Origin of the sequence: Stutzerimonas chloritidismutans (genome assembly GCF_051486945.1) — a bacterium.
In the GTDB taxonomy this organism is placed as follows: domain Bacteria; phylum Pseudomonadota; class Gammaproteobacteria; order Pseudomonadales; family Pseudomonadaceae; genus Stutzerimonas; species Stutzerimonas chloritidismutans_B.
On sequence record NZ_JAHVDX010000001.1, the window covers coordinates 25,371 to 42,725 of the forward strand.

At 64.9% G+C, this 17,355-nt stretch carries 17 protein-coding genes; 14 read left to right on the forward strand and 3 right to left on the reverse strand.

Annotated elements, in window-relative coordinates; genetic code table 11:
* The first annotated feature begins 79 nt into the window (after window positions 1-79).
* The 12 genes from pobA to pcaD all read left to right on the forward strand — a co-directional run bounded on the left by pobA (window position 80) and on the right by pcaD (window position 11,444).
* Window positions 80-1,264: a 4-hydroxybenzoate 3-monooxygenase gene (gene pobA, locus KXR72_RS00115; RefSeq protein ID WP_437419112.1), complete on the forward strand. Its 1,185-nt coding sequence runs from the start codon at window positions 80-82 to the stop codon at window positions 1,262-1,264.
* A 73-nt stretch (window positions 1,265-1,337) separates the two neighbouring features.
* Entirely contained in the window at window positions 1,338-2,249 is a 912-nt protein-coding gene (pcaQ, locus tag KXR72_RS00120) for a pca operon transcription factor PcaQ (RefSeq protein WP_437419113.1), read from the forward strand.
* A gap of 117 nt (window positions 2,250-2,366) precedes the next feature.
* On the forward strand, window positions 2,367-3,086 hold the full coding sequence (gene pcaH / locus KXR72_RS00125) for a protocatechuate 3,4-dioxygenase subunit beta (protein WP_437419114.1): 720 nt from the start codon (window positions 2,367-2,369) through the stop codon (window positions 3,084-3,086).
* A gap of 13 nt (window positions 3,087-3,099) precedes the next feature.
* A complete protein-coding gene (gene pcaG, locus KXR72_RS00130) occupies window positions 3,100-3,705 on the forward strand; it encodes a protocatechuate 3,4-dioxygenase subunit alpha (RefSeq protein WP_437419115.1) in 606 nt (201 codons plus the stop codon).
* Window positions 3,695-4,771, forward strand: a complete 1,077-nt coding sequence (zapE, locus tag KXR72_RS00135) for a cell division protein ZapE (protein ID WP_437419116.1) — start codon at window positions 3,695-3,697, stop codon at window positions 4,769-4,771. Before pcaG ends, zapE begins: the two co-directional genes overlap by 11 nt.
* Before the next feature lie 34 nt (window positions 4,772-4,805).
* On the forward strand, window positions 4,806-6,161 hold the full coding sequence (locus KXR72_RS00140; RefSeq protein ID WP_437419117.1) for a 3-carboxy-cis,cis-muconate cycloisomerase: 1,356 nt from the start codon (window positions 4,806-4,808) through the stop codon (window positions 6,159-6,161).
* Window positions 6,162-6,217: 56 nt separating this feature from the next.
* Entirely contained in the window at window positions 6,218-6,616 is a 399-nt protein-coding gene (gene pcaC, locus KXR72_RS00145; protein WP_437419118.1) for a 4-carboxymuconolactone decarboxylase, read from the forward strand.
* A gap of 79 nt (window positions 6,617-6,695) precedes the next feature.
* The gene (locus KXR72_RS00150) at window positions 6,696-7,538 is read left to right on the forward strand and encodes an IclR family transcriptional regulator domain-containing protein (RefSeq protein WP_437419119.1); all 843 of its coding nucleotides are present in this window, start codon (window positions 6,696-6,698) and stop codon (window positions 7,536-7,538) included.
* A gap of 149 nt (window positions 7,539-7,687) precedes the next feature.
* Window positions 7,688-8,542 (forward strand): CoA transferase subunit A, encoded by an 855-nt coding sequence (locus tag KXR72_RS00155; RefSeq protein WP_437419120.1) that lies wholly within the window; start codon window positions 7,688-7,690, stop codon window positions 8,540-8,542.
* Window positions 8,542-9,339, forward strand: a complete 798-nt coding sequence (locus tag KXR72_RS00160; protein ID WP_437419121.1) for a CoA-transferase subunit beta — start codon at window positions 8,542-8,544, stop codon at window positions 9,337-9,339. The genes KXR72_RS00155 and KXR72_RS00160 overlap by 1 nt, the downstream gene beginning before the upstream one ends.
* Window positions 9,336-10,541: a 3-oxoadipyl-CoA thiolase gene (gene pcaF / locus KXR72_RS00165; RefSeq protein ID WP_437419122.1), complete on the forward strand. Its 1,206-nt coding sequence runs from the start codon at window positions 9,336-9,338 to the stop codon at window positions 10,539-10,541. The genes KXR72_RS00160 and pcaF overlap by 4 nt, the downstream gene beginning before the upstream one ends.
* Window positions 10,542-10,655: 114 nt before the next feature.
* On the forward strand, window positions 10,656-11,444 hold the full coding sequence (pcaD, locus tag KXR72_RS00170) for a 3-oxoadipate enol-lactonase (RefSeq protein ID WP_437419123.1): 789 nt from the start codon (window positions 10,656-10,658) through the stop codon (window positions 11,442-11,444).
* Between the two features lie 40 nt (window positions 11,445-11,484).
* On the opposite strand, the gene KXR72_RS00175 is transcribed toward pcaD, so the two are convergent.
* Window positions 11,485-13,203 carry a tannase/feruloyl esterase family alpha/beta hydrolase gene (locus KXR72_RS00175; protein ID WP_437419124.1) on the reverse strand — a complete coding sequence of 573 codons (1,719 nt, stop codon included), beginning with the start codon at window positions 13,201-13,203 and terminating at the stop codon, window positions 11,485-11,487.
* 459 nt (window positions 13,204-13,662) lie between these two features.
* On the opposite strand from KXR72_RS00175, the gene KXR72_RS00180 reads away from it, so the two are divergent.
* Window positions 13,663-15,309: a Na+/H+ antiporter gene (locus KXR72_RS00180; protein ID WP_437419125.1), complete on the forward strand. Its 1,647-nt coding sequence runs from the start codon at window positions 13,663-13,665 to the stop codon at window positions 15,307-15,309.
* 63 nt (window positions 15,310-15,372) lie between these two features.
* On the opposite strand, the gene KXR72_RS00185 is transcribed toward KXR72_RS00180, so the two are convergent.
* Window positions 15,373-15,789 (reverse strand): hypothetical protein, encoded by a 417-nt coding sequence (locus KXR72_RS00185; protein ID WP_437419126.1) that lies wholly within the window; start codon window positions 15,787-15,789, stop codon window positions 15,373-15,375.
* Window positions 15,790-16,068: 279 nt separating this feature from the next.
* Between KXR72_RS00185 and KXR72_RS00190 the strand changes: the two genes are divergently transcribed.
* A complete protein-coding gene (locus KXR72_RS00190; protein WP_437420338.1) occupies window positions 16,069-16,410 on the forward strand; it encodes a gamma-glutamylcyclotransferase family protein in 342 nt (113 codons plus the stop codon).
* Window positions 16,411-16,413: 3 nt separating this feature from the next.
* Here the strand turns inward: KXR72_RS00190 and KXR72_RS00195 are convergent, their stop codons facing one another.
* Window positions 16,414-17,325, reverse strand: a complete 912-nt coding sequence (locus tag KXR72_RS00195) for a DMT family transporter (RefSeq protein ID WP_437419127.1) — start codon at window positions 17,323-17,325, stop codon at window positions 16,414-16,416.
* Window positions 17,326-17,355: the final 30 nt, after the last annotated feature.

Sequence of the window (17,355 nt, forward strand, 5' to 3'; positions counted from 1 at the left end):
TGATGCTGGGTGCATTATCGGCGAGGCGCCGAGCGCTGACCATGAGCCTCTCGAATAAAACAATAATGCGAGGTTCGCCATGAAAACCGCGGTCGCCATCATCGGCGCAGGCCCGTCCGGGCTGTTGCTAGGCCAGCTGTTGCACAAGGCTGGCATTCCCAACGTCATCATCGAACGCCAGACGCCCGAGTATGTGCTCGCGCGGATTCGCGCCGGGGTGCTGGAACAGGGCATGGTCGACCTGCTGCGTGAAGCCGGTGTGGCTGACCGGATGGATGCCGAAGGCCAGGTGCATGAGGGCGTCGAGCTAGCCTTCGGCGACCGGCGCGTGCGGATCGACCTGAAGGCGCTGACCGGCGGTGACACCGTCATGGTCTACGGTCAGACCGAAGTGACGCGCGACCTGATGGATGCACGCAAAGCGGTGGGCGCGACGACGTTCTACGGCGTCCCTGATGTCGCATTGCATGACCTTGAGACGCAGGCCCCTTGGCTGAGCTTCACCTACGGCGGCGAGCAGGTCCGGCTGGATTGCGATTACGTGGCCGGTTGCGACGGCTTCCATGGCATCTCGCGCAAGAGCATGCCCGACGATGCGCGCCAGGAATTCGAGCGTGCCTATCCTTTCGGTTGGCTGGGCGTACTCAGCGACACGCCGCCGGTCAGCCATGAGCTGATCTATGCCAGCCATGAGCGGGGCTTCGCCTTGTGCAGCATGCGCTCGGCAACCCGCTCGCGGTATTACGTGCAGGTTGGTCTGGACGAGCGCGTCGAGGACTGGTCGGACGAGCGCTTCTGGGCCGAACTCAAACGCCGCGTGCCGGCAGATGTTGCCGAGCGGCTGGTGACTGGCCCGTCGCTGGAGAAGAGCATCGCGCCGCTGCGCAGCTTCGTTGTCGAGCCTATGCAGCACGGCCGGTTGTTTCTGGTCGGCGATGCCGCGCACATCGTGCCGCCGACCGGGGCCAAAGGGCTGAACCTGGCCGCGAGTGACGTCAGTACGCTGTGGCGCATCCTGCTCAAGGTCTACGGGGAAGGTCGCACGGATCTCGTGGCGCGCTATTCGCCGATCTGCCTGCGCCGGGTCTGGAAGGCCGAACGCTTTTCCTGGTGGATGACGAGCCTGTTGCACCGCTTCCCTGATACCGACGCGTTCGGCCGACGCATCCAACTGAGTGAGCAGGACTACTTCACCAGTACCGAGGCGGGCCTGAAGACCATTGCGGAGAATTACGTCGGGCTGCCCTACGAACCGATCGAGTAAGCCGCGCGAACGGCTGCGGGCTCGGCCGGCTGGCGTGTAAGCTCCGCCGCAGGCCCATCGCGGGGAGTTCAGGGTGAACATCGACAGCCGCATCAAGTTTCGCCATCTGCTGTGTTTCATCGAGGTTGCACGGCAGGGCAGCCTGGCGCGTACCGCCGAGGCGTTGGCCGTCAGCCAGCCAGCGGTCTCCAAGACCTTGCGCGAGCTGGAGAAATTGCTCGAGGCGCGGCTGTTCGAGCGAAGCAAGAAGGGCGTGACCCTGACCGACGCCGGCCAGGCCTTCCTGCGCTTCGCTGGCCCCAGCGTGCAGGCGCTGCGCGAAGGCGTCCGCAGCCTGCGCGCCGGCGAGCATGAGGCGGGCATCGTGCGGCTCGGTGCGTTGTCGACGGTGGAAAGTTCGCTGCTGCCAGAAGTCGTCCGGCGCCTGCATACGCGGCATGCCGCACTGGCGGTCAGCGTGATCACCGGGCCCAGCGCCTATTTGCTCGACCAATTGCGTGGCGGCCAACTGGACCTGGTCGTGGGTCGGATGACCGACAGCCCGCGCATCGAAGGCTTGAGCTTCGAGCATCTCTACAGCGAGTCGATGACGCTGGTGGTGCGCCCCGGCCATGCGCTGCTGACGACTGAGCCCGGGCGCATCGGCGATTACCCTGTGGTGTTGCCGCAGGCCGGCACGACCATCCGCCGCTACGCTGACAGCCTATTCATCCAGTTAGGCATTGGTGCGCCACCACGGCGGCTGGAGACCCTGTCAGTCGCGCTCAGCCAGCAATACGTTCGCCTGACTGATGCGGTGTGGGTTGCGCCCTTTGATGCCGTGCGCCAGGGGCTGGCCACCGGTGACCTGGTGGAGCTCGACGTGGGGCTGAAGGAGCCGGGCGGCTCGGTTGGGATCTGCAGCAATCCGACCCTGGCTCCGACGCTCGCGGTGCAGTTCTGCTGTGAAGCGTTGCGGGATGCAGCGGCGGCATTACGTCAGTAGCCATAACCTTTTGGTTATGGATCACGCGCGTCTTTTCATTTTTCATCTGCGACGCTTCGACGCAGACTGAGGACGCCTGAGTGAACGCTCTACTAATTTCAACAAAAGGAGCCTGACATGTCCGAGTTGGACACCAGCCTTTTCGTGGCGCGCAATCGGTCCCTCCACCCGCCGGCGCTGACTCCCGACTACAAGACCTCGGTCGCCCGTTCGCCGCGCCAAGCGCTGATCACCATTGCGCCTTCGGTGTCGGAAACCACCGGCCCGGATTTTTCCCACCTCGAATTCGGCAAGCACGACAACGACCTGCTGCTGAACTTCAATAACGGCGGTTTGCCGATCGGGGAGCGGATCATCGTCTCCGGGCGGGTCATGGACCAGTACGGCAAGCCGATCCCGAATACGCTCGTGGAAATGTGGCAAGCCAACGCCGGCGGCCGCTATCGGCACAAGAACGATCGCTACATCGCCCCACTGGACCCTAACTTCGGCGGCGTCGGCCGTACCTTGACCGACCGTGACGGCAACTACGTCTTCCGCACTATCAAACCCGGCCCCTATCCCTGGATGAACGGCCCGAACGAGTGGCGGCCCGCGCATATCCACGTCTCCATCAGCGGCCCGTCGATCTCGACCCGCCTGATCACCCAGCTGTACTTCGAGGGTGACCCGCTCATACCGCTGTGTCCGATTGTCAAGACCATCTCCGATGCGGAGGCGGTGCAGTCTCTGATCGCCAAACTGGACATGGGCATGGCGCATCCCATGGATTGTCTGGCCTATCGGTTCGACATCGTGCTGCGCGGTCAGCGCAAGACGTTCTTCGAAAATCGCTGAGTAGGAGCCCGAAATGCCTGTACAACTGTTGCCCGAAACACCCTCCCAGACGGCCGGCCCCTACGTCCATATCGGCCTCGCGCTCGCTGCTGCCGGCAACCCGGTTCGCGAGCTGGAAATCTGGAACGAGATGGCCAAGCCCGACGCCGAGGGCGAGCACATCCTCCTGGTCGGCCGCGTGTTCGATGGCATGGGCCACCTGGTACGCGACTCCTTCCTCGAACTCTGGCAGGCCGACCATGCGGGGGTGTACCACACCGAATTCGATCCGAAGCGGAGCTTCAACAGCTTCGGCCGCACCGCTACCACCTTCGATGCGGGTGAGTGGACGGTGCGGACGGTCAAGCCCGGGCAGGTCAGGAACCGCGCCGGTGTGCTGATGGCACCGCATGTGAGCCTTTCGCTGTTTGCGCGGGGTATCAACATCCACCTGCACACGCGCATCTACTTCGACGACGAGGCCGACGCCAACGCGAAGGACCCGGTTCTGAGCGGCATCGAATGGGCCCAGCGGCGCGAGACGCTGATCGCCAAGCGCTGCGAAATCGATGGCCAAACGGCCTATCGCTTCGACGTGCGCCTGCAGGGGGAGGGGGAGACGGTATTCTTTGACTTCTAAGGTCAACACGGCTTCGGCCGAAGTTCACGTCGCGCAGCAGGTCGTCGAGGGCTTCAGGGCGCGGCTCGAACGTCATGGCTACCAGGCTGACCCGGCACAATATGCCGCCGTCGAGCTGCTCGGCGGTTGGCTGGACAGCTGGCTGGACGGTCGTCGCGGCTGGCGGCGCGCGCCGAAAGCGGGCGTGTACCTCTGGGGCGGCGTCGGACGGGGCAAGAGCTTCGTGATGGATGCTTTTTTCGCGGCGGCGCCGGTCGTGGCCAAGCGTCGAGTGCATTTCCATGCGTTTCTTCAATACGTGCTGAGCCGTTTGCAAGCGCTGACCGGCCAGCCCGATCCATTGGCCCGCGTCGCCGCGGAGCTGGCTGCTGAAACGCGCCTGCTCTGTTTCGACGAATTCCACGTCCACGATCTCGGCGATGCCATGCTGCTCGGCCGCTTGCTGCGCCAGTTGGTCGAGCAGGGCGTCGGTATCGTCGCCACCTCGAACTACGAACCCAGCGCCTTGTGCCCGAACCCGCTGTATCGGGACCGCTTCAAGCCGACCATCGAACTCATCGAGCGCCAATTTGCGGTGCGCCAGCTCGATGGGGGCGAGGATTACCGCCAGCGTGCCGAAGGCGGCTATGTCTGGGGCACTTATGCCCAGGTGCCGGCCGCCGAACAGCCGAGGTGGGCGCTCGACCGGCTGGCTGCACCCGCGGCGGAGCGCGACGCCGTGATCGAGGTCAACCACCGGCCGTTGCGGCTCAACGCACGGGCGGGCCGGGCGGGCTGGCTGGATTTCGACGAACTCTGCCGGCTTCCGCGCTCGAGCGCCGATTTCATCTGGCTGAACGACGCATTCGAGCAGATCATCATCACCGGTGTGCCGCGTCTCGATGGTGAAGGCATCGATGTGCAGCAGCGGTTTCTCAACCTTGTCGACATTTTTTATGACAGCGCGGTGGAGCTCGTCCTGGTGGCCGAGGCCGGGCTGGACGAGCTGCTCAGCGCCGGCGCGCACGTGGACTTCGCCCGCACCCGCAGCCGTTTGCAGCAACTCAGCCCGTGGTGCGCGACGTGACGGCCCGTTTCCGCAACATGCAGGAGCTCTATTCTTGAACCGTCCGACCCGTCAGCTTCTCGATGCCTATTTCACTGCCGCGGACATGCGCGAGGTGTTCTCCGACCACGGCCATATGCAGGGCATGCTGGATTTCGAAGCGGCGCTGGCACGCGCCGAAGCCCGTTGCGGCGCGATACCCGAGACCGCCGTCGCACCCATCGAGGCCGCTTGCCGCGCCGAATTCTACGATCTCGACGCGCTGGCGCAGGCCATCACCACGGCCGGCAACTCCGCTATCCCACTGGCCAAGGCGCTGGGCAAGCGGGTCGCCAATGCCGATCCAGAGGCAGAGCGTTATGTTCACCTGGGGGCGACCAGCCAGGACGCCATGGACACGGGGCTCGTGTTGCAGATCCGTCGCGGGATCGGACTGTTGGAGCGTGATCTGGCACGTCTGGGCGATCTGCTGGCCGAGCAGGCCGAACGCCACGCCGAGCTTGCCATGCCGGGGCGGACCTGGCTGCAGCACGCCACGCCCATCACCCTGGGCATGAAGATCGCGGGCTGGTTGGGCGCGGTGACCCGTCATCGCCAGCGTTTGCAGGAACTGAAACCGCGCCTGCTCAGCCTGCAGTTCGGCGGCGCGTCCGGTTCGCTCGCGGCGCTGGGCGAGCATGCCTGGCCTGTGTCGCAGGCGCTTGCCGAGGAGCTGGGCTTGCAGCTGCCCGAGCAGCCCTGGCATACCCAGCGCGACCGACTGGTGGAGTTCGGCGCCTGGCTGGGGCTGGTGGCGGGCAGCCTGGGCAAGCTCGGACGCGACCTGTCGCTGCTGATGCAGACCGATGTCGGCGAAGTCTTCGAACCGTCAGCCCCGGGCAAGGGCGGCTCCTCGACCATGCCACACAAGCGCAATCCGGTCGGTTGCGCGGTGATGATCGCTGCCGCCACGCGCGCCCCTGGGTTGGTGTCGACCCTGTTGTCCGCGATGCCGCAAGAGCACGAGCGCAGCCTTGGTCTCTGGCACGCCGAGTGGGAAACGCTGCCGGAGCTCTGCTGCGTGGTGTCTGGGGCGCTGCAACAGGCGTTGACGGTAGTGGCAGGGTTGGAAGTCGATCCGGCACGCATGCAGGGCAATCTGGAACAGACCCGCGGCCTGGTGTTGGCCGAGGCGGTGAGTATCGCCCTGGCCCAGCGTATCGGGCGTGACGCCGCGCATCATCTGGTTGAGCAATGTTGCAAGCGTGCCGTGGCCGACGGCCGGCACCTGCGCGGCGTGCTCGCGGAAACGCCCGCCATCCGGGAGCAATTCAACGATGCCGAGCTGGACCGCCTGCTCGATCCGGCCGGCTACCTGGGCCAGGCGCGGCGTTGGGTCGACCAGGCCGTGGCGGCTCACCGGGCAATTTGATCAATCACAGGCCGCACGTCGGCGGCCTTGCGAACTTCGATACAGGAACCGACACGATGGATGAGAAAGAACGCTACGAAGCCGGCATGCAGGTCCGGCGTGCAGTGCTGGGCGACGCGCACGTCGACCGCAGCCTGGAGAAGATCACGCCGTTCAACCAGGAATTCCAGGAGATGATCACTCGCCACGCCTGGGGCGACATCTGGACCCGCCCGGGCTTGCCACGGCACACGCGTAGCCTGATCACCATCGCCATGCTCATCGGCATGAACCGTGAGGGCGAGCTCAAGCTGCACCTGCGCGCCGCGAAGAACAACGGTGTGACGCGCGACGAAATCAAGGAGGTGCTTTTGCAGAGCGCCATCTATTGCGGCATTCCGGCGGCCAACGCTACCTTTCACCTGGCCGAAGAGGTCTACGACGAGTTGGGCGTCGAGTCGGTTCAGGGTGAATAGGGCTCTCGCCAGGCCAGTGGCTTGGGATCGGGAACAAACAGAACGATAATCGGACATTCTTCCTGACCAGGTGTACGTCATGAGCGACGAATCCCGCCCCAGCATTGCGCCGATGGCACCGGCTATCATCGCCTCGCCAGCCAAACGCATCGACGCGCTGACCGGCGATCCCAACTTCATGACGTCGCTCGCCCGCGGGCTGGCGGTCATCCATGCGTTCCAGGAACGCAAGCGGCACCTGACCATCGCGCAGATCAGCCACCGCACCGAGATCCCACGCGCGGCGGTGCGCCGCTGTCTGCACACCTTGATCAAACTCGGCTATGCGACCACCGACGGTCGCACCTATTCGCTGCTGCCCAAGGTGCTGACGCTCGGCCACGCGTACCTTTCCTCGACACCGCTGGCGGTGACTGCGCAGCCGATCCTCGACCGCTTGAGCGATCAGCTTCACGAGGCCTGCTCCATGGCGACCCTCGAGGGCGATGAGGTGCTCTACGTCGCACGCTCCGCCACGCCGCAGCGGCTGATCTCGGTGGACCTGAGCGTCGGCAGCCGGTTGCCGGCCTACTGCACCTCGATGGGCCGCATCCTGCTGGCGGCCCTCGATGACGCGGCGTTGGACGACTACCTCGAGCACGCCAACCTGCAGATCAAGACCAGCCGCACGTTGCATACGCCGGAAGCGATCCGCGAATCCATCGCCGAGATTCGCCAGCAGGGCTGGGTGATCGTCGATCAGGAGTTGGAGGTCGGGCTGCGCTCGCTGGCCGTGCCGCTGAAGGACTCAGCCGGGCAGGTATTGGCCGCGCTCAATGTGGGGACCCACGCCGGGCGGGTGACGCGTCAGGAACTGGTGTCGCGCTTTCTCCCCGTGTTGCTGGAAGCGAGCAAAGAGCTGAGCACTCGGTTATTTCACTGAATGGCCCAAGCCAAAGCGCCAGCACGGTGCAACGCTTTTTCGTTCGATAATCGAACAGCTATTCGATTATCGGATTGTCCCGCTAAGGGGCTCTGGGTAGTGTGGCCGAACGCGTAGATGCGCATTCGATACCCACAAGAGACAGACCCATGGCCGAGCTTCTCTCGCTTCGCGAGGCAATCGATCGCTTCGTCAGTAACGGCGACACCGTTGCCCTTGAAGGATTTACCCACCTGATTCCCACTGCCGCGGCACTCGAGCTGATTCGGCAAGGCAAGCGCGACCTGACGCTCGTACGCATGACGCCCGACCTGGTCTACGACCTGCTGATCGGTGCCGGTTGTGCGAAGAAGCTGATTTTTTCATGGGGCGGCAACCCCGGCGTGGGCTCGCTCCATCGGTTGCGCGACGCGGTGGAGAAGGGCTGGCCGCAGCCGCTGGAAATTGAAGAACACAGCCACGCCGACCTTGCGAATGCCTATGTGGCCGGCGCCTCGGGCCTGCCGTTCGCGGTGCTGCGCGCCTACGCTGGCTCCGACTTGCCAAAGGTCAACCCGGTGATCAAGAGCGTGACGTGCCCGTTTACTGGGGAAGTGCTCGCAGCGGTGCCGAGCGTGCGCCCGGACGTGACCGTGATTCACGCGCAAAAGGCCGATCGCAAGGGCAACGTACTCATCCAGGGCATCCTTGGGGTACAGAAGGAGGCGGCCCTCGCGGCCAAGCGCTGCATCGTCACCGTCGAGGAAGTCGTCGATGACCTTCAAGCACCGATGAATGCCTGCGTCCTGCCGAGCTGGGCGCTGACGGCCGTTTGCGCTGTGCCGGGCGGTGCCCATCCGTCCTACGCCCACGGGTATTACGAGCGCGACAACCGGTTCTATCAGCAATGGGACCCGATCGCGCGTGACCGTGAACGCTTCAACGCCTGGGTCGATGAGTTCGTTCGCGGCACCGAGGATTTCGCTGCCTATCAGGCCAAGCTGGCTGCACAGGAGGCCAACTGATGAGCACCCATGCCACCCCCGATTACAGCACCAATGAAATGATGACCGTGGCCGCCGCGCGCCGGCTCGGCAACGGCAGCGTCTGCTTCGTCGGCATTGGATTGCCGTCCAAGGCCGCCAATCTGGCTCGCCTGACCCATGCGCCCGATGTGGTGCTGATTTATGAATCAGGCCCGATCGGTGCAAAGCCGAGCGTGCTGCCGCTGTCGATTGGTGACGGCGAATTGGCCGAGACCGCCGACACCGTAGTGCCCACCGGCGAGATCTTCCGCTACTGGCTGCAAGGTGGGCGTATCGACGTCGGCTTCCTTGGCGCGGCTCAGGTCGACAAGTTCGGCAACATCAACACCACCGTGATCGGTGACTATCACCAACCGAAAGTTCGCTTGCCTGGCGCCGGTGGCGCACCGGAAATTGCCGGTAGCGCGAAGGAGGTGCTGATCATTCTCAAGCAGTCGCACCGCACCTTCGTCGACAAGCTCGCGTTCATCACGTCGGTGGGGCATGGCGAAGGCGGTGACCATCGCCAGCGCCTCGGGCTGCCAGGCAAGGGGCCGGTCGCGATCATCACCGACCTGTGCATCATGACGCCGGAAGCTGGGTCCAACGAGTTCGTGGTGACCTCGCTGCATCCTGGCGTGACCCGCGATCAAGTGGTCGAAAACACCGGTTGGGCCATTCGTTTCGCCGATGACCTGTCGGAAACGGCGGCACCAACCCAGGCTGAGCTGGAGGCTCTGCGCGCCCTCGAGGCACGCACCGCCGCGGCCCATGGACAAGCTGGAGGTGACGAATGACACGCGACGTCTTTATCTGCGATGCGGTACGCACGCCCATCGGCCGCTTCGGCGGTTCCCTGGCCGCGGTGCGTGCCGACGACCTGGCGGCCACGCCGATCAAGGCCCTGCTGGCGCGCAACCCGAGCCTCGATCCGGCGGCCGTCGATGAGGTGTTCATGGGCAGCGCCAACCAGGCTGGCGAAGACAACCGAAACGTGGCGCGCATGGCCGCGTTGCTGGCGGGTTTGCCGGAAACTGTCCCCGGCGTCACGCTGAACCGGCTCTGTGCCTCGGGGATGGATGCGGTGGGCAGCGCCTTCCGCGCCATCGCCTGCGGTGAGATGGAGCTCGCAATCGCGGGCGGTGTCGAATCCATGTCCCGCGCGCCCTACGTCATGGGCAAGGCGGATACGGCCTTTGGCCGCACCCAGAAGATCGAGGACACCACCATCGGCTGGCGCTTCATCAATCCCAAGATGAAGGAGCTGTATGGCGTCGATGCCATGCCGCAGACCGCCGACAACGTCGCCGACGAGCACAAGGTCAGCCGCGAGGACCAGGACGCCTTCGCCCTGCGCAGCCAGCAGCGCACCGCCACGGCGCAGGCGGCCGGGTTCTTCGCCGAAGAAATCGTCCCGGTGGTCATCAAGGGCAAGAAGGGGGACACGGTGGTCGACACCGATGAGCATCCTCGCGGCGATACCACCGCCGAGGCCCTGGCCAAGCTCAAGCCGGTCAACGGACCGGACAAGACGGTTACCGCCGGCAACGCCTCGGGCGTCAACGACGGCGCCGCGGCGATGATTCTTGCCAGTGCCGAGGCGGTGCAGAAATACGGACTCAAGCCGCGCGCCAAGGTGCTGGGCATGGCCAGCGCCGGCGTTGCGCCTCGCGTGATGGGTATCGGTCCGGTGCCAGCGGTGCGCAAGCTGTGCGAACGGCTGGGCAAAGCGGTCGACGAGTTCGATGTGATTGAACTGAACGAAGCCTTTGCCGCCCAGGCTTTGGCGGTAACGCGTGATCTGGGCCTCGCGGACGACAGCCCCAAGGTCAACCCGCAAGGAGGCGCCATCGCGCTTGGACATCCGCTGGGCATGAGCGGCGCGCGCCTCGTGCTGACCACAGTGCATGCGCTGGAACAATCTGGCGGCAAGTTGGGCCTGGCGACCATGTGCGTAGGCGTCGGCCAGGGCCTTGCGCTTGCGGTCGAACGGGTTTGAACGGGGCCCGGCAAGGCTTGCCCGGTGCCCGGTTCCGGCCTTTGCTTGCCTGATCTCATCGCCTTGCCGCCGGGGTTCGCCCGGCGGCGTTCTCTCATTCAAGAAGGAGTGGTCATGCCCAGCGTCAACCTAGCGGACGGCGAACTGAACTATCGCCTCGACGGCCCGGCCGATGCGCCGGTGCTGGTGCTTTCCAATTCACTCGGCACCGAGCTGGGCATGTGGGATGCCCAGCTGCCGGCGTTTACCGAACACTTTCGTGTGCTGCGCTACGACACCCGTGGCCACGGCGGCTCGTCCGTCACGCCCGGGCCCTATTCGATCGAGCAGCTTGGCCGCGATGTGCTGGCGATGGTCGACGCGCTCGGCATCGATCGTTTTGCCTTCTGCGGCCTGTCCATGGGCGGGCTGATCGGCCAGTGGCTGGGCATCAACGCCAGCGAACGGCTAACCAAGCTCGTGGTGTGCAATACCGGAGCGAAGATCGGTACCGACGCGGTGTGGAACGATCGCATCGAGATGGTGCTGAAAGGTGGCGAGCAGGCGATGCGCGACATGCGCGACGGTTCTGTGGCCCGCTGGTTCACACCCGGTTTCGCCGCGGAGCAGCCGGCACAGGTCAGCCGTATCACCGAGATGATCGCCAGTACCTCGCCGGCCGGATATGCCGCCAACTGCGGCGCCGTGCGCGATGCTGATTTCCGCGAACAGCTCGGTGCCATCTCGGTGCCAACGTTGATCGTCTGCGGCGTCCAGGACCCGGTCACCACACCCGAAGATGGGCGCTTCATGCAGGCGCGCATCGGCGGTGCCCAACTGCTGGAGCTGGAAGCCGCGCACCTGTCCAATGTCGAACAGGGCGACGGCTTCACTCAGCCTGTGCTGGCCTTCCTCCAGGGCTGAGCCTCATGCGACCCGCTATCCGGGTCGCATTCTTTCTTTATCAGCGGGCGTCCCGGTAGCTGTTCACGCAGATGAAACTGGCCGCCTGGTTCACGTCGCCCTTGCCGCGATACAGCGGCCAGCGTGGGTACTCGCATAGCGGCCGGGTGCGGCCAGGCACAGCGACGCTGTCGGCGACCACCTCGCGCTTGGGCGCGACGCCCCGTTCGACCCAGTTCTCCAGCGCCGTCAGTGAGTCCCAGGCGGCGTTGAACACGGTGCTGGCGGCGTGGGCGTAACCGGGAATCTCGTAGTAGCGCATGAAGCGCCGGGTCTGGCCCACGCCCATGTCGCGTTGCACGCGCCGGTAGTAGTCGGCGGTGGCGCGGGTGCTGACGAGCTGGTCGGACGTGCCGTGCGCCATGAGGATTTTCCCGCCGTTGTCGGCAAACGCCGAGAGGTCGGTCTGGTTTACGTCCTGGCGCAGCGAGAGAGCGTCGACGCGCGCCTGCCACGGTCCCAGCTGGGTCGGATTCAGGGTCAGCGAATTGAACGCCGGGTTACGGGTTACGAAGTAGCGTACCCATTCATCCCAGAAACCGGCGTGGTACGGGGCCCCTTCGGCAAAGCCCGTGCCGTGCACGGGCATCGGGTAGTCCGGTTGCAACGTATTGAGGCCGAGGCGGTTGACCACCAGCTGCAAGCCCTCGCCAGGGCGCCCAAGATCGGTGCCCCACGTGTTGAAGCCGGGGTAACCCGTCTCGCCACTGGCCAGCGGCTGGCTGAAGCGGATCGGTGTGTCGAATATGTTGAGGGCAGCGATCTGCGCATCGGATAGGCAATTGTCGCCAAGGCCGCTGCCGCCCTTGCAGCGCAGCGGGCGGCCATCGAGCCGCGCCGTTGCCGGGTCGAACCGCGCGTTGCACGCCGCCTGATGGCTGATGACACGGTCGCGGGCGCCATCGAGCGCGTCGCAGGCTTGCATGGCGGCTTCGAGCAGGGCAGCGCGCTGCTGAAGGTTAGGGAAGGCACCGGGCTGGGCGAGGGCACGGGTGATCCGGCCGAATTGCAGGTCCAGCGCCGCGGCATTGAAAGCGGGGTAGAGCACGATCGCGCCCTGAAAATCGGTCGGCCATTGCTGCACGACGGCCAGCGCCTCACGCCCGCCGGTCGAGCCGCCCGCAAAGTAGCTGCGCGTCGGCTGGCTACCGTAGCGGCGCTCGATCAGCTGTATGGCGGTGTCGCGGGTTTTCTTCAAAGCATCGTGCGCGTAATTCGCCAGCGCTTCCTCGTTCCAGGCGAAGTCGCCGGGGTTGACCGGATTGGCCGGGTGCCCCGAGTCGCTGCCGAAGACGGTATAGCCTCGGCCCAAAGGCGTCGGTTGGTCGACCGGCCCGGCCGGTACGTTGCCGGCAACGTTCGGGATAGTGCCGTTGTAACCGCCACCGCCGTACATCATCGCCTTGCCGTTCCATTGCTCGGGCAGGGCGATGCGCATGCGGATCGGCGGTGCGCTGGGGTCGACCGGCGCGATGTCGGCACTGACGTCGCAATACGCGCCGAACGCTTGTGGCGCGCTGCCTCCCGCCGGCACGACGGTCGCTGCCGTGACGCGCGCGCCGGAGGTGGGCAGCCCAATCGCGCTGGCTGGCACGGTCGCGCCAAGCAATTCAGTACAGGTCGAGGCGAATGTCGGGCCGCTCAAGACCAATGTCAGCGCTGCCGGCCAAGCGCGCAGCAGACGAGGGCAGGGGGCCAAACGGGAGGGGCGTGGGTTCATCGGAGCGTCCTTCTTGTTGTTGGAATAGGTGAGCGCCGTGTCGCGGCTCGTTCGGCGGAGCCAATCTCATGCCAGTGCGGTTGCACCCGGGTCAGACACCGACAGTCGGTCGCGTCGCCGGCTGCCCGGGGCTCTGGCACCTGCACGTACAAGCAGCGGTGCAGAGCATTGACGCTTCACCCAAGTCCGGCCGGCTGGACAAGCATCGTGCACGTTTATCCGCCACGCTGGACAGGTTGTCCACTAGGTCAGAAAAGCCGACGGCCGGCGCAAGGTTTTTCGCACCGCGGGGTGACTGGACCGGCTAGCCGTGGCGTCTGTGAATGACCGGTTGGGCTGCTTGGCGTTAGGCCGATCGGATCTGACGAACGAGCCGGCTATATCCAAAGCCCTGGCTATACTTTCGTCGCATGCGCCTTGTGCGCGACCGCCACCTCGCAAAGAGATCGCACCCGCCTAATGGAAACGCTCTATCTCATCTTCCTGCTGCTGCTCGCCGTCGGCGCCAGCCGCATCCTCGCCAATGTCGTTCCGCTGCCATTGCCCATCCTGCAAATCATCATGGGGTCGGCGCTTGCGCTTCCGCCGTTCGGTATGGGTGTCGAGTTGCGGCCGGAGATCTTCATGTTGCTGTTCATCCCGCCGTTGCTGTTCTACGACGGTTGGAAGATCCCCAAGCGTGAGTTCACCGAGCATGGCGCCGAGATGACGGCCATGTCGCTGTTCCTCGTGCTGATCATCCTGGTCGTGGTGGGGTACTTCATCCACTGGCTGCTGCCGGCGATTCCGCTGGGCGCCAGTTTCGCGCTGGCAGCCATCTTGTCGCCGACCGATGCCTTGGCGGTAATCGCTATCGCCCAGGGGCGCCTGCCTCGGCACATGGCACACCAGCTCGAAGGCGAGGCGATGATGAACGACGCCACGGGCCTGGTTTCCTTCAAGTTCGCGCTGGCAGCCGCGATCACCGGAAGCTTTTCGCTGGTCGCCGTGACGGGTGAGTTCTTCGTGATCGCGCTCGGTGGCCTGGCGATTGGTGCGGGCCTGAGTTGGACAGTCGGCAAGATCAAGCAGTGGATGACCGCGCGTGACCTTTTCGACCCTTCGACCTATGTGGTGATGATCCTGCTGTTGCCCTTCGCGGCCTTCTTTCTCGCCGAGCATGCGGGCATGTCCGGCATCCTTTCGGCCGTCGCGGCGGGGATGGTGCAGAGCCGCATCGACATGCTCCCAGTGAAGACCACCACGCGCATTCTCAACCGCAGCATTTGGGAGATGCTCGATTTCAGTTTCAACGGGCTGGTGTTCCTGCTGCTGGGCCTGCAATTTCCTCGAATCATCGAGCGCGTCTGGGAAGCGGCCGGGCATGATACCTACCGCATGCCGATGCTGGTGTTCAGTGCGTTGGCCATCATGGCGCTGTTGCTGCTGGTGCGCTTCGCCTTCGTGTATGCCTACCACTGGAGCGAGGCGCGGGTGCGGCGGATGCGCGGCAAGCCGGTCGAGGACAAGCCTCTGCGGCTGTTCTCAGCACTCAGCGCAGTAGCGGGCGTGCGGGGCGCGATCACGCTGGCGGGTGTGCTGTCGATTCCCTTGATGATCGGTGACACCCCGTTTCCAGGACGCGATCTGATGATCTTCCTGGCTGCGGCGGTGATCATCCTGTCGTTGCTGGTCGGTGCGCTGGGCATACCGTTCTTCCTCAAGCAGCTGCCCAACAACGACTTCGAGCAGCACGAAGAAGAGTTGCAGAAGGCGCGGCGGGTGGCGGCGCAAGCTGCGGTCAGCTGGCTGGAAACCTGGAAGCAGACCAACCCGGTCGATGACCCCGACCAGGCGCTGCTGCATAGCGAGGTGACCGCACGGGTCACCGAATCCTACCGGCACGATATCGAAGCGCTGATGGACCACCACGATCGCGCCAACCAGGCACGCCAGACCCGCGAGTTGGAGCGTGACATCCGCCTGCAGGCCATTGCCGTGCAGCGCAAGGAAATGTATCGGATGCGCAAGCGTCACCTGATCGACGAGCAGATGCTGCAGACCTTGTTGCGAGAACTGGATTATGAGGAAGCGGCGCTGGGGAGCCGCGAAGCCGCGACCCATTGACGGGCGCGGCTTGGAATATCGACAGGGGTGACGTAGTTCGCCCGTAGGAGGGAGGGGTGTCTGTCAGCGGCCAGCGATGTCTTGCCGGGTTTCAGGCTCGAGTACGGCGATAGTCTGGTCGCTGTGCTTGAACGAGACCAGCGCCGCGAGCCACGCCTGCAGCATCGGCGACTTACCCTTCTGGTTGCGCATCGCAATCGTCAGGATTTCCCGCGCGATGGTTACCATGGCTGCCTTGCTGCCGAGGAAGTGCCAATTGAACCAGCCGTCGCCGTAGCTCCAGGGGGTGGATTGGCCGCCGGCGATGGGGATGTAGACCTTGACCGACAAATCGAAGAGCACCTCCGGCTTGGAGATGATCAGCAGGTTTACGTCTGTCACTTTGCTCAACCAGTAGCGATGATCGAAGCGGCCTCCGGTCAGCGTCGCGGACTGGCTGAGGGCATCGTTGATCAACGCTCGGTTATCGATGACTTGCACGGTAGAGGCTTCCGTTTGCAGTGGGTGGCGCCGGTCGCGGGTCCCCGCGAGTGCGCGGCAACGACGCTGGCCGACCCTGGAGTCGTGCGGCCGGGCAGATGACCTGCAGGGCACGCTTGGCATGCCCGGGTTATCGGTACGGTGGCGGTTTTGTTTAGCGACTGCTCGTCGAACCGCGAATATTTTTTAAAGCGCCTTGCAGCCCGCATCGGCTCTGGCCCGCGGCTCGGACGCGTGACACACTGCCGCGGCAATCCTTCCGAGACTAAGCCAGCCATGATCGAACGACTCTTCGTATACGGCACCCTTGCACCCGGTCGCCCCAACGCACACGTCCTCGCGGACGTTCCCGGCACCTGGGAACCGGCGAGCGTGACGGGCCACCTGCGCGAAGCAGGGTGGGGCGCGGCGCTGGGCTTTCCCGGGTTAGACCTGGACGAGGCAGGCGAGCCGATCGAGGGGTTCGTTTTCAGTTCCGCCGAGCTTGCCAAACACTGGGCGCGGCTCGATGCGTTCGAGGGCGAGGCGTATCAACGCATCCTGACGTCCACCCGGCTGGCCAAGGGTGAGCAGGTCCAGGCTTACCTCTACGCGTTAAAGCCCGCTGCGGACGCCAGCTGACGGCTATCGCTTGAGCATTGCGCTGATCCAGCCATAGCCGCTGACCAGCACGATGCCGCTCAGCGCCATGGTCGCCCCGGTGATGAAGCCAGGCTCGATGGGTTCGGCCAGCAGCCAGGCGCCGAGCGCCACGCCGAACAGCGGGGTGAGGAAAGACAGCACGCCCAGGCGCGAGGCCAGGTAGCGACGTAGCAGGCTGAACCAGATGAGGAAGCTGGCGAAGCAGACCACCAGCGATTGAAAGCCCAGGCTCAGCCATACCAACGGGATCGGGTTGAAGGTGGTGTGGCCCGTCACCAGCGCCACCGGAAGGAGCAGCGCGAAGCCCACCAGCAATTGATAGAGCAGCGTCTGAGTCGCTGGCAATGACGACAGGCGTGTGGTGCGGATCAGCACGGTGGTCGCGCCCCATGCCGCACCGCCAAGCAGCGCCAGAAAGTCACCCCAGAGCACATCCGTGAGCCCGGCGCCGGTACTGGCACCGCGCAGGAAGGCCACGGCTATTCCGGCGAACGCCACGCCAACGCCGATCCACTGCAGCGGGGCCAGGCGCTCATTTGGCAGTTTCCAGTGCAGGCCGAGGGCGGCGAACACCGGTGCGGTGTAGAGAAAGACCACCACGTGGCCGGCCGAGGTATGCCGGACTGCCTCGCCGACCAGCACGAACTCCAGCGCAAACAGGGCACCGGCCATGCAACCGACTTTCCAAATGCCGGTGACGGTCAACCGCTCATGGCGCCAGGCCATCAGCGCCGCCACCAACAGGGCGCCGATGCCGGATCGCAAGGCGATCTGCAACACCGGGGAAAAGTCTGCCGCGGTGGCCTTCAACGCGATCTGCTGCATGCTCCAGATCAGGCAGAGCATGAGCATCAGGCTGACGGCAGGGAGATCGAGCGGTTTGCGTGTGTCCATGACGAGCCTCGGTGCAGCGGATGGCTCGGC

What these genes read in the sequence shown, in the direction of transcription:
- KXR72_RS00150 (WP_437419119.1), top strand. Translation starts at nt 6,696, where the DNA reads ATGAGCGACGAATCCCGCCCCAGCATTGCGCCGATGGCACCGGCTATC.
- pcaG (WP_437419115.1), top strand. Translation starts at nt 3,100, where the DNA reads ATGCCTGTACAACTGTTGCCCGAAACACCCTCCCAGACGGCCGGCCCC.
- KXR72_RS00160 (WP_437419121.1), top strand. Translation starts at nt 8,542, where the DNA reads ATGAGCACCCATGCCACCCCCGATTACAGCACCAATGAAATGATGACC.
- pcaF (WP_437419122.1), top strand. Translation starts at nt 9,336, where the DNA reads ATGACACGCGACGTCTTTATCTGCGATGCGGTACGCACGCCCATCGGC.
- KXR72_RS00175 (WP_437419124.1), bottom strand. Translation starts at nt 13,203, where the DNA reads ATGAACCCACGCCCCTCCCGTTTGGCCCCCTGCCCTCGTCTGCTGCGC.
- KXR72_RS00155 (WP_437419120.1), top strand. Translation starts at nt 7,688, where the DNA reads ATGGCCGAGCTTCTCTCGCTTCGCGAGGCAATCGATCGCTTCGTCAGT.
- pcaC (WP_437419118.1), top strand. Translation starts at nt 6,218, where the DNA reads ATGGATGAGAAAGAACGCTACGAAGCCGGCATGCAGGTCCGGCGTGCA.
- KXR72_RS00180 (WP_437419125.1), top strand. Translation starts at nt 13,663, where the DNA reads ATGGAAACGCTCTATCTCATCTTCCTGCTGCTGCTCGCCGTCGGCGCC.
- KXR72_RS00195 (WP_437419127.1), bottom strand. Translation starts at nt 17,325, where the DNA reads ATGGACACACGCAAACCGCTCGATCTCCCTGCCGTCAGCCTGATGCTC.
- pobA (WP_437419112.1), top strand. Translation starts at nt 80, where the DNA reads ATGAAAACCGCGGTCGCCATCATCGGCGCAGGCCCGTCCGGGCTGTTG.
- pcaD (WP_437419123.1), top strand. Translation starts at nt 10,656, where the DNA reads ATGCCCAGCGTCAACCTAGCGGACGGCGAACTGAACTATCGCCTCGAC.
- pcaH (WP_437419114.1), top strand. Translation starts at nt 2,367, where the DNA reads ATGTCCGAGTTGGACACCAGCCTTTTCGTGGCGCGCAATCGGTCCCTC.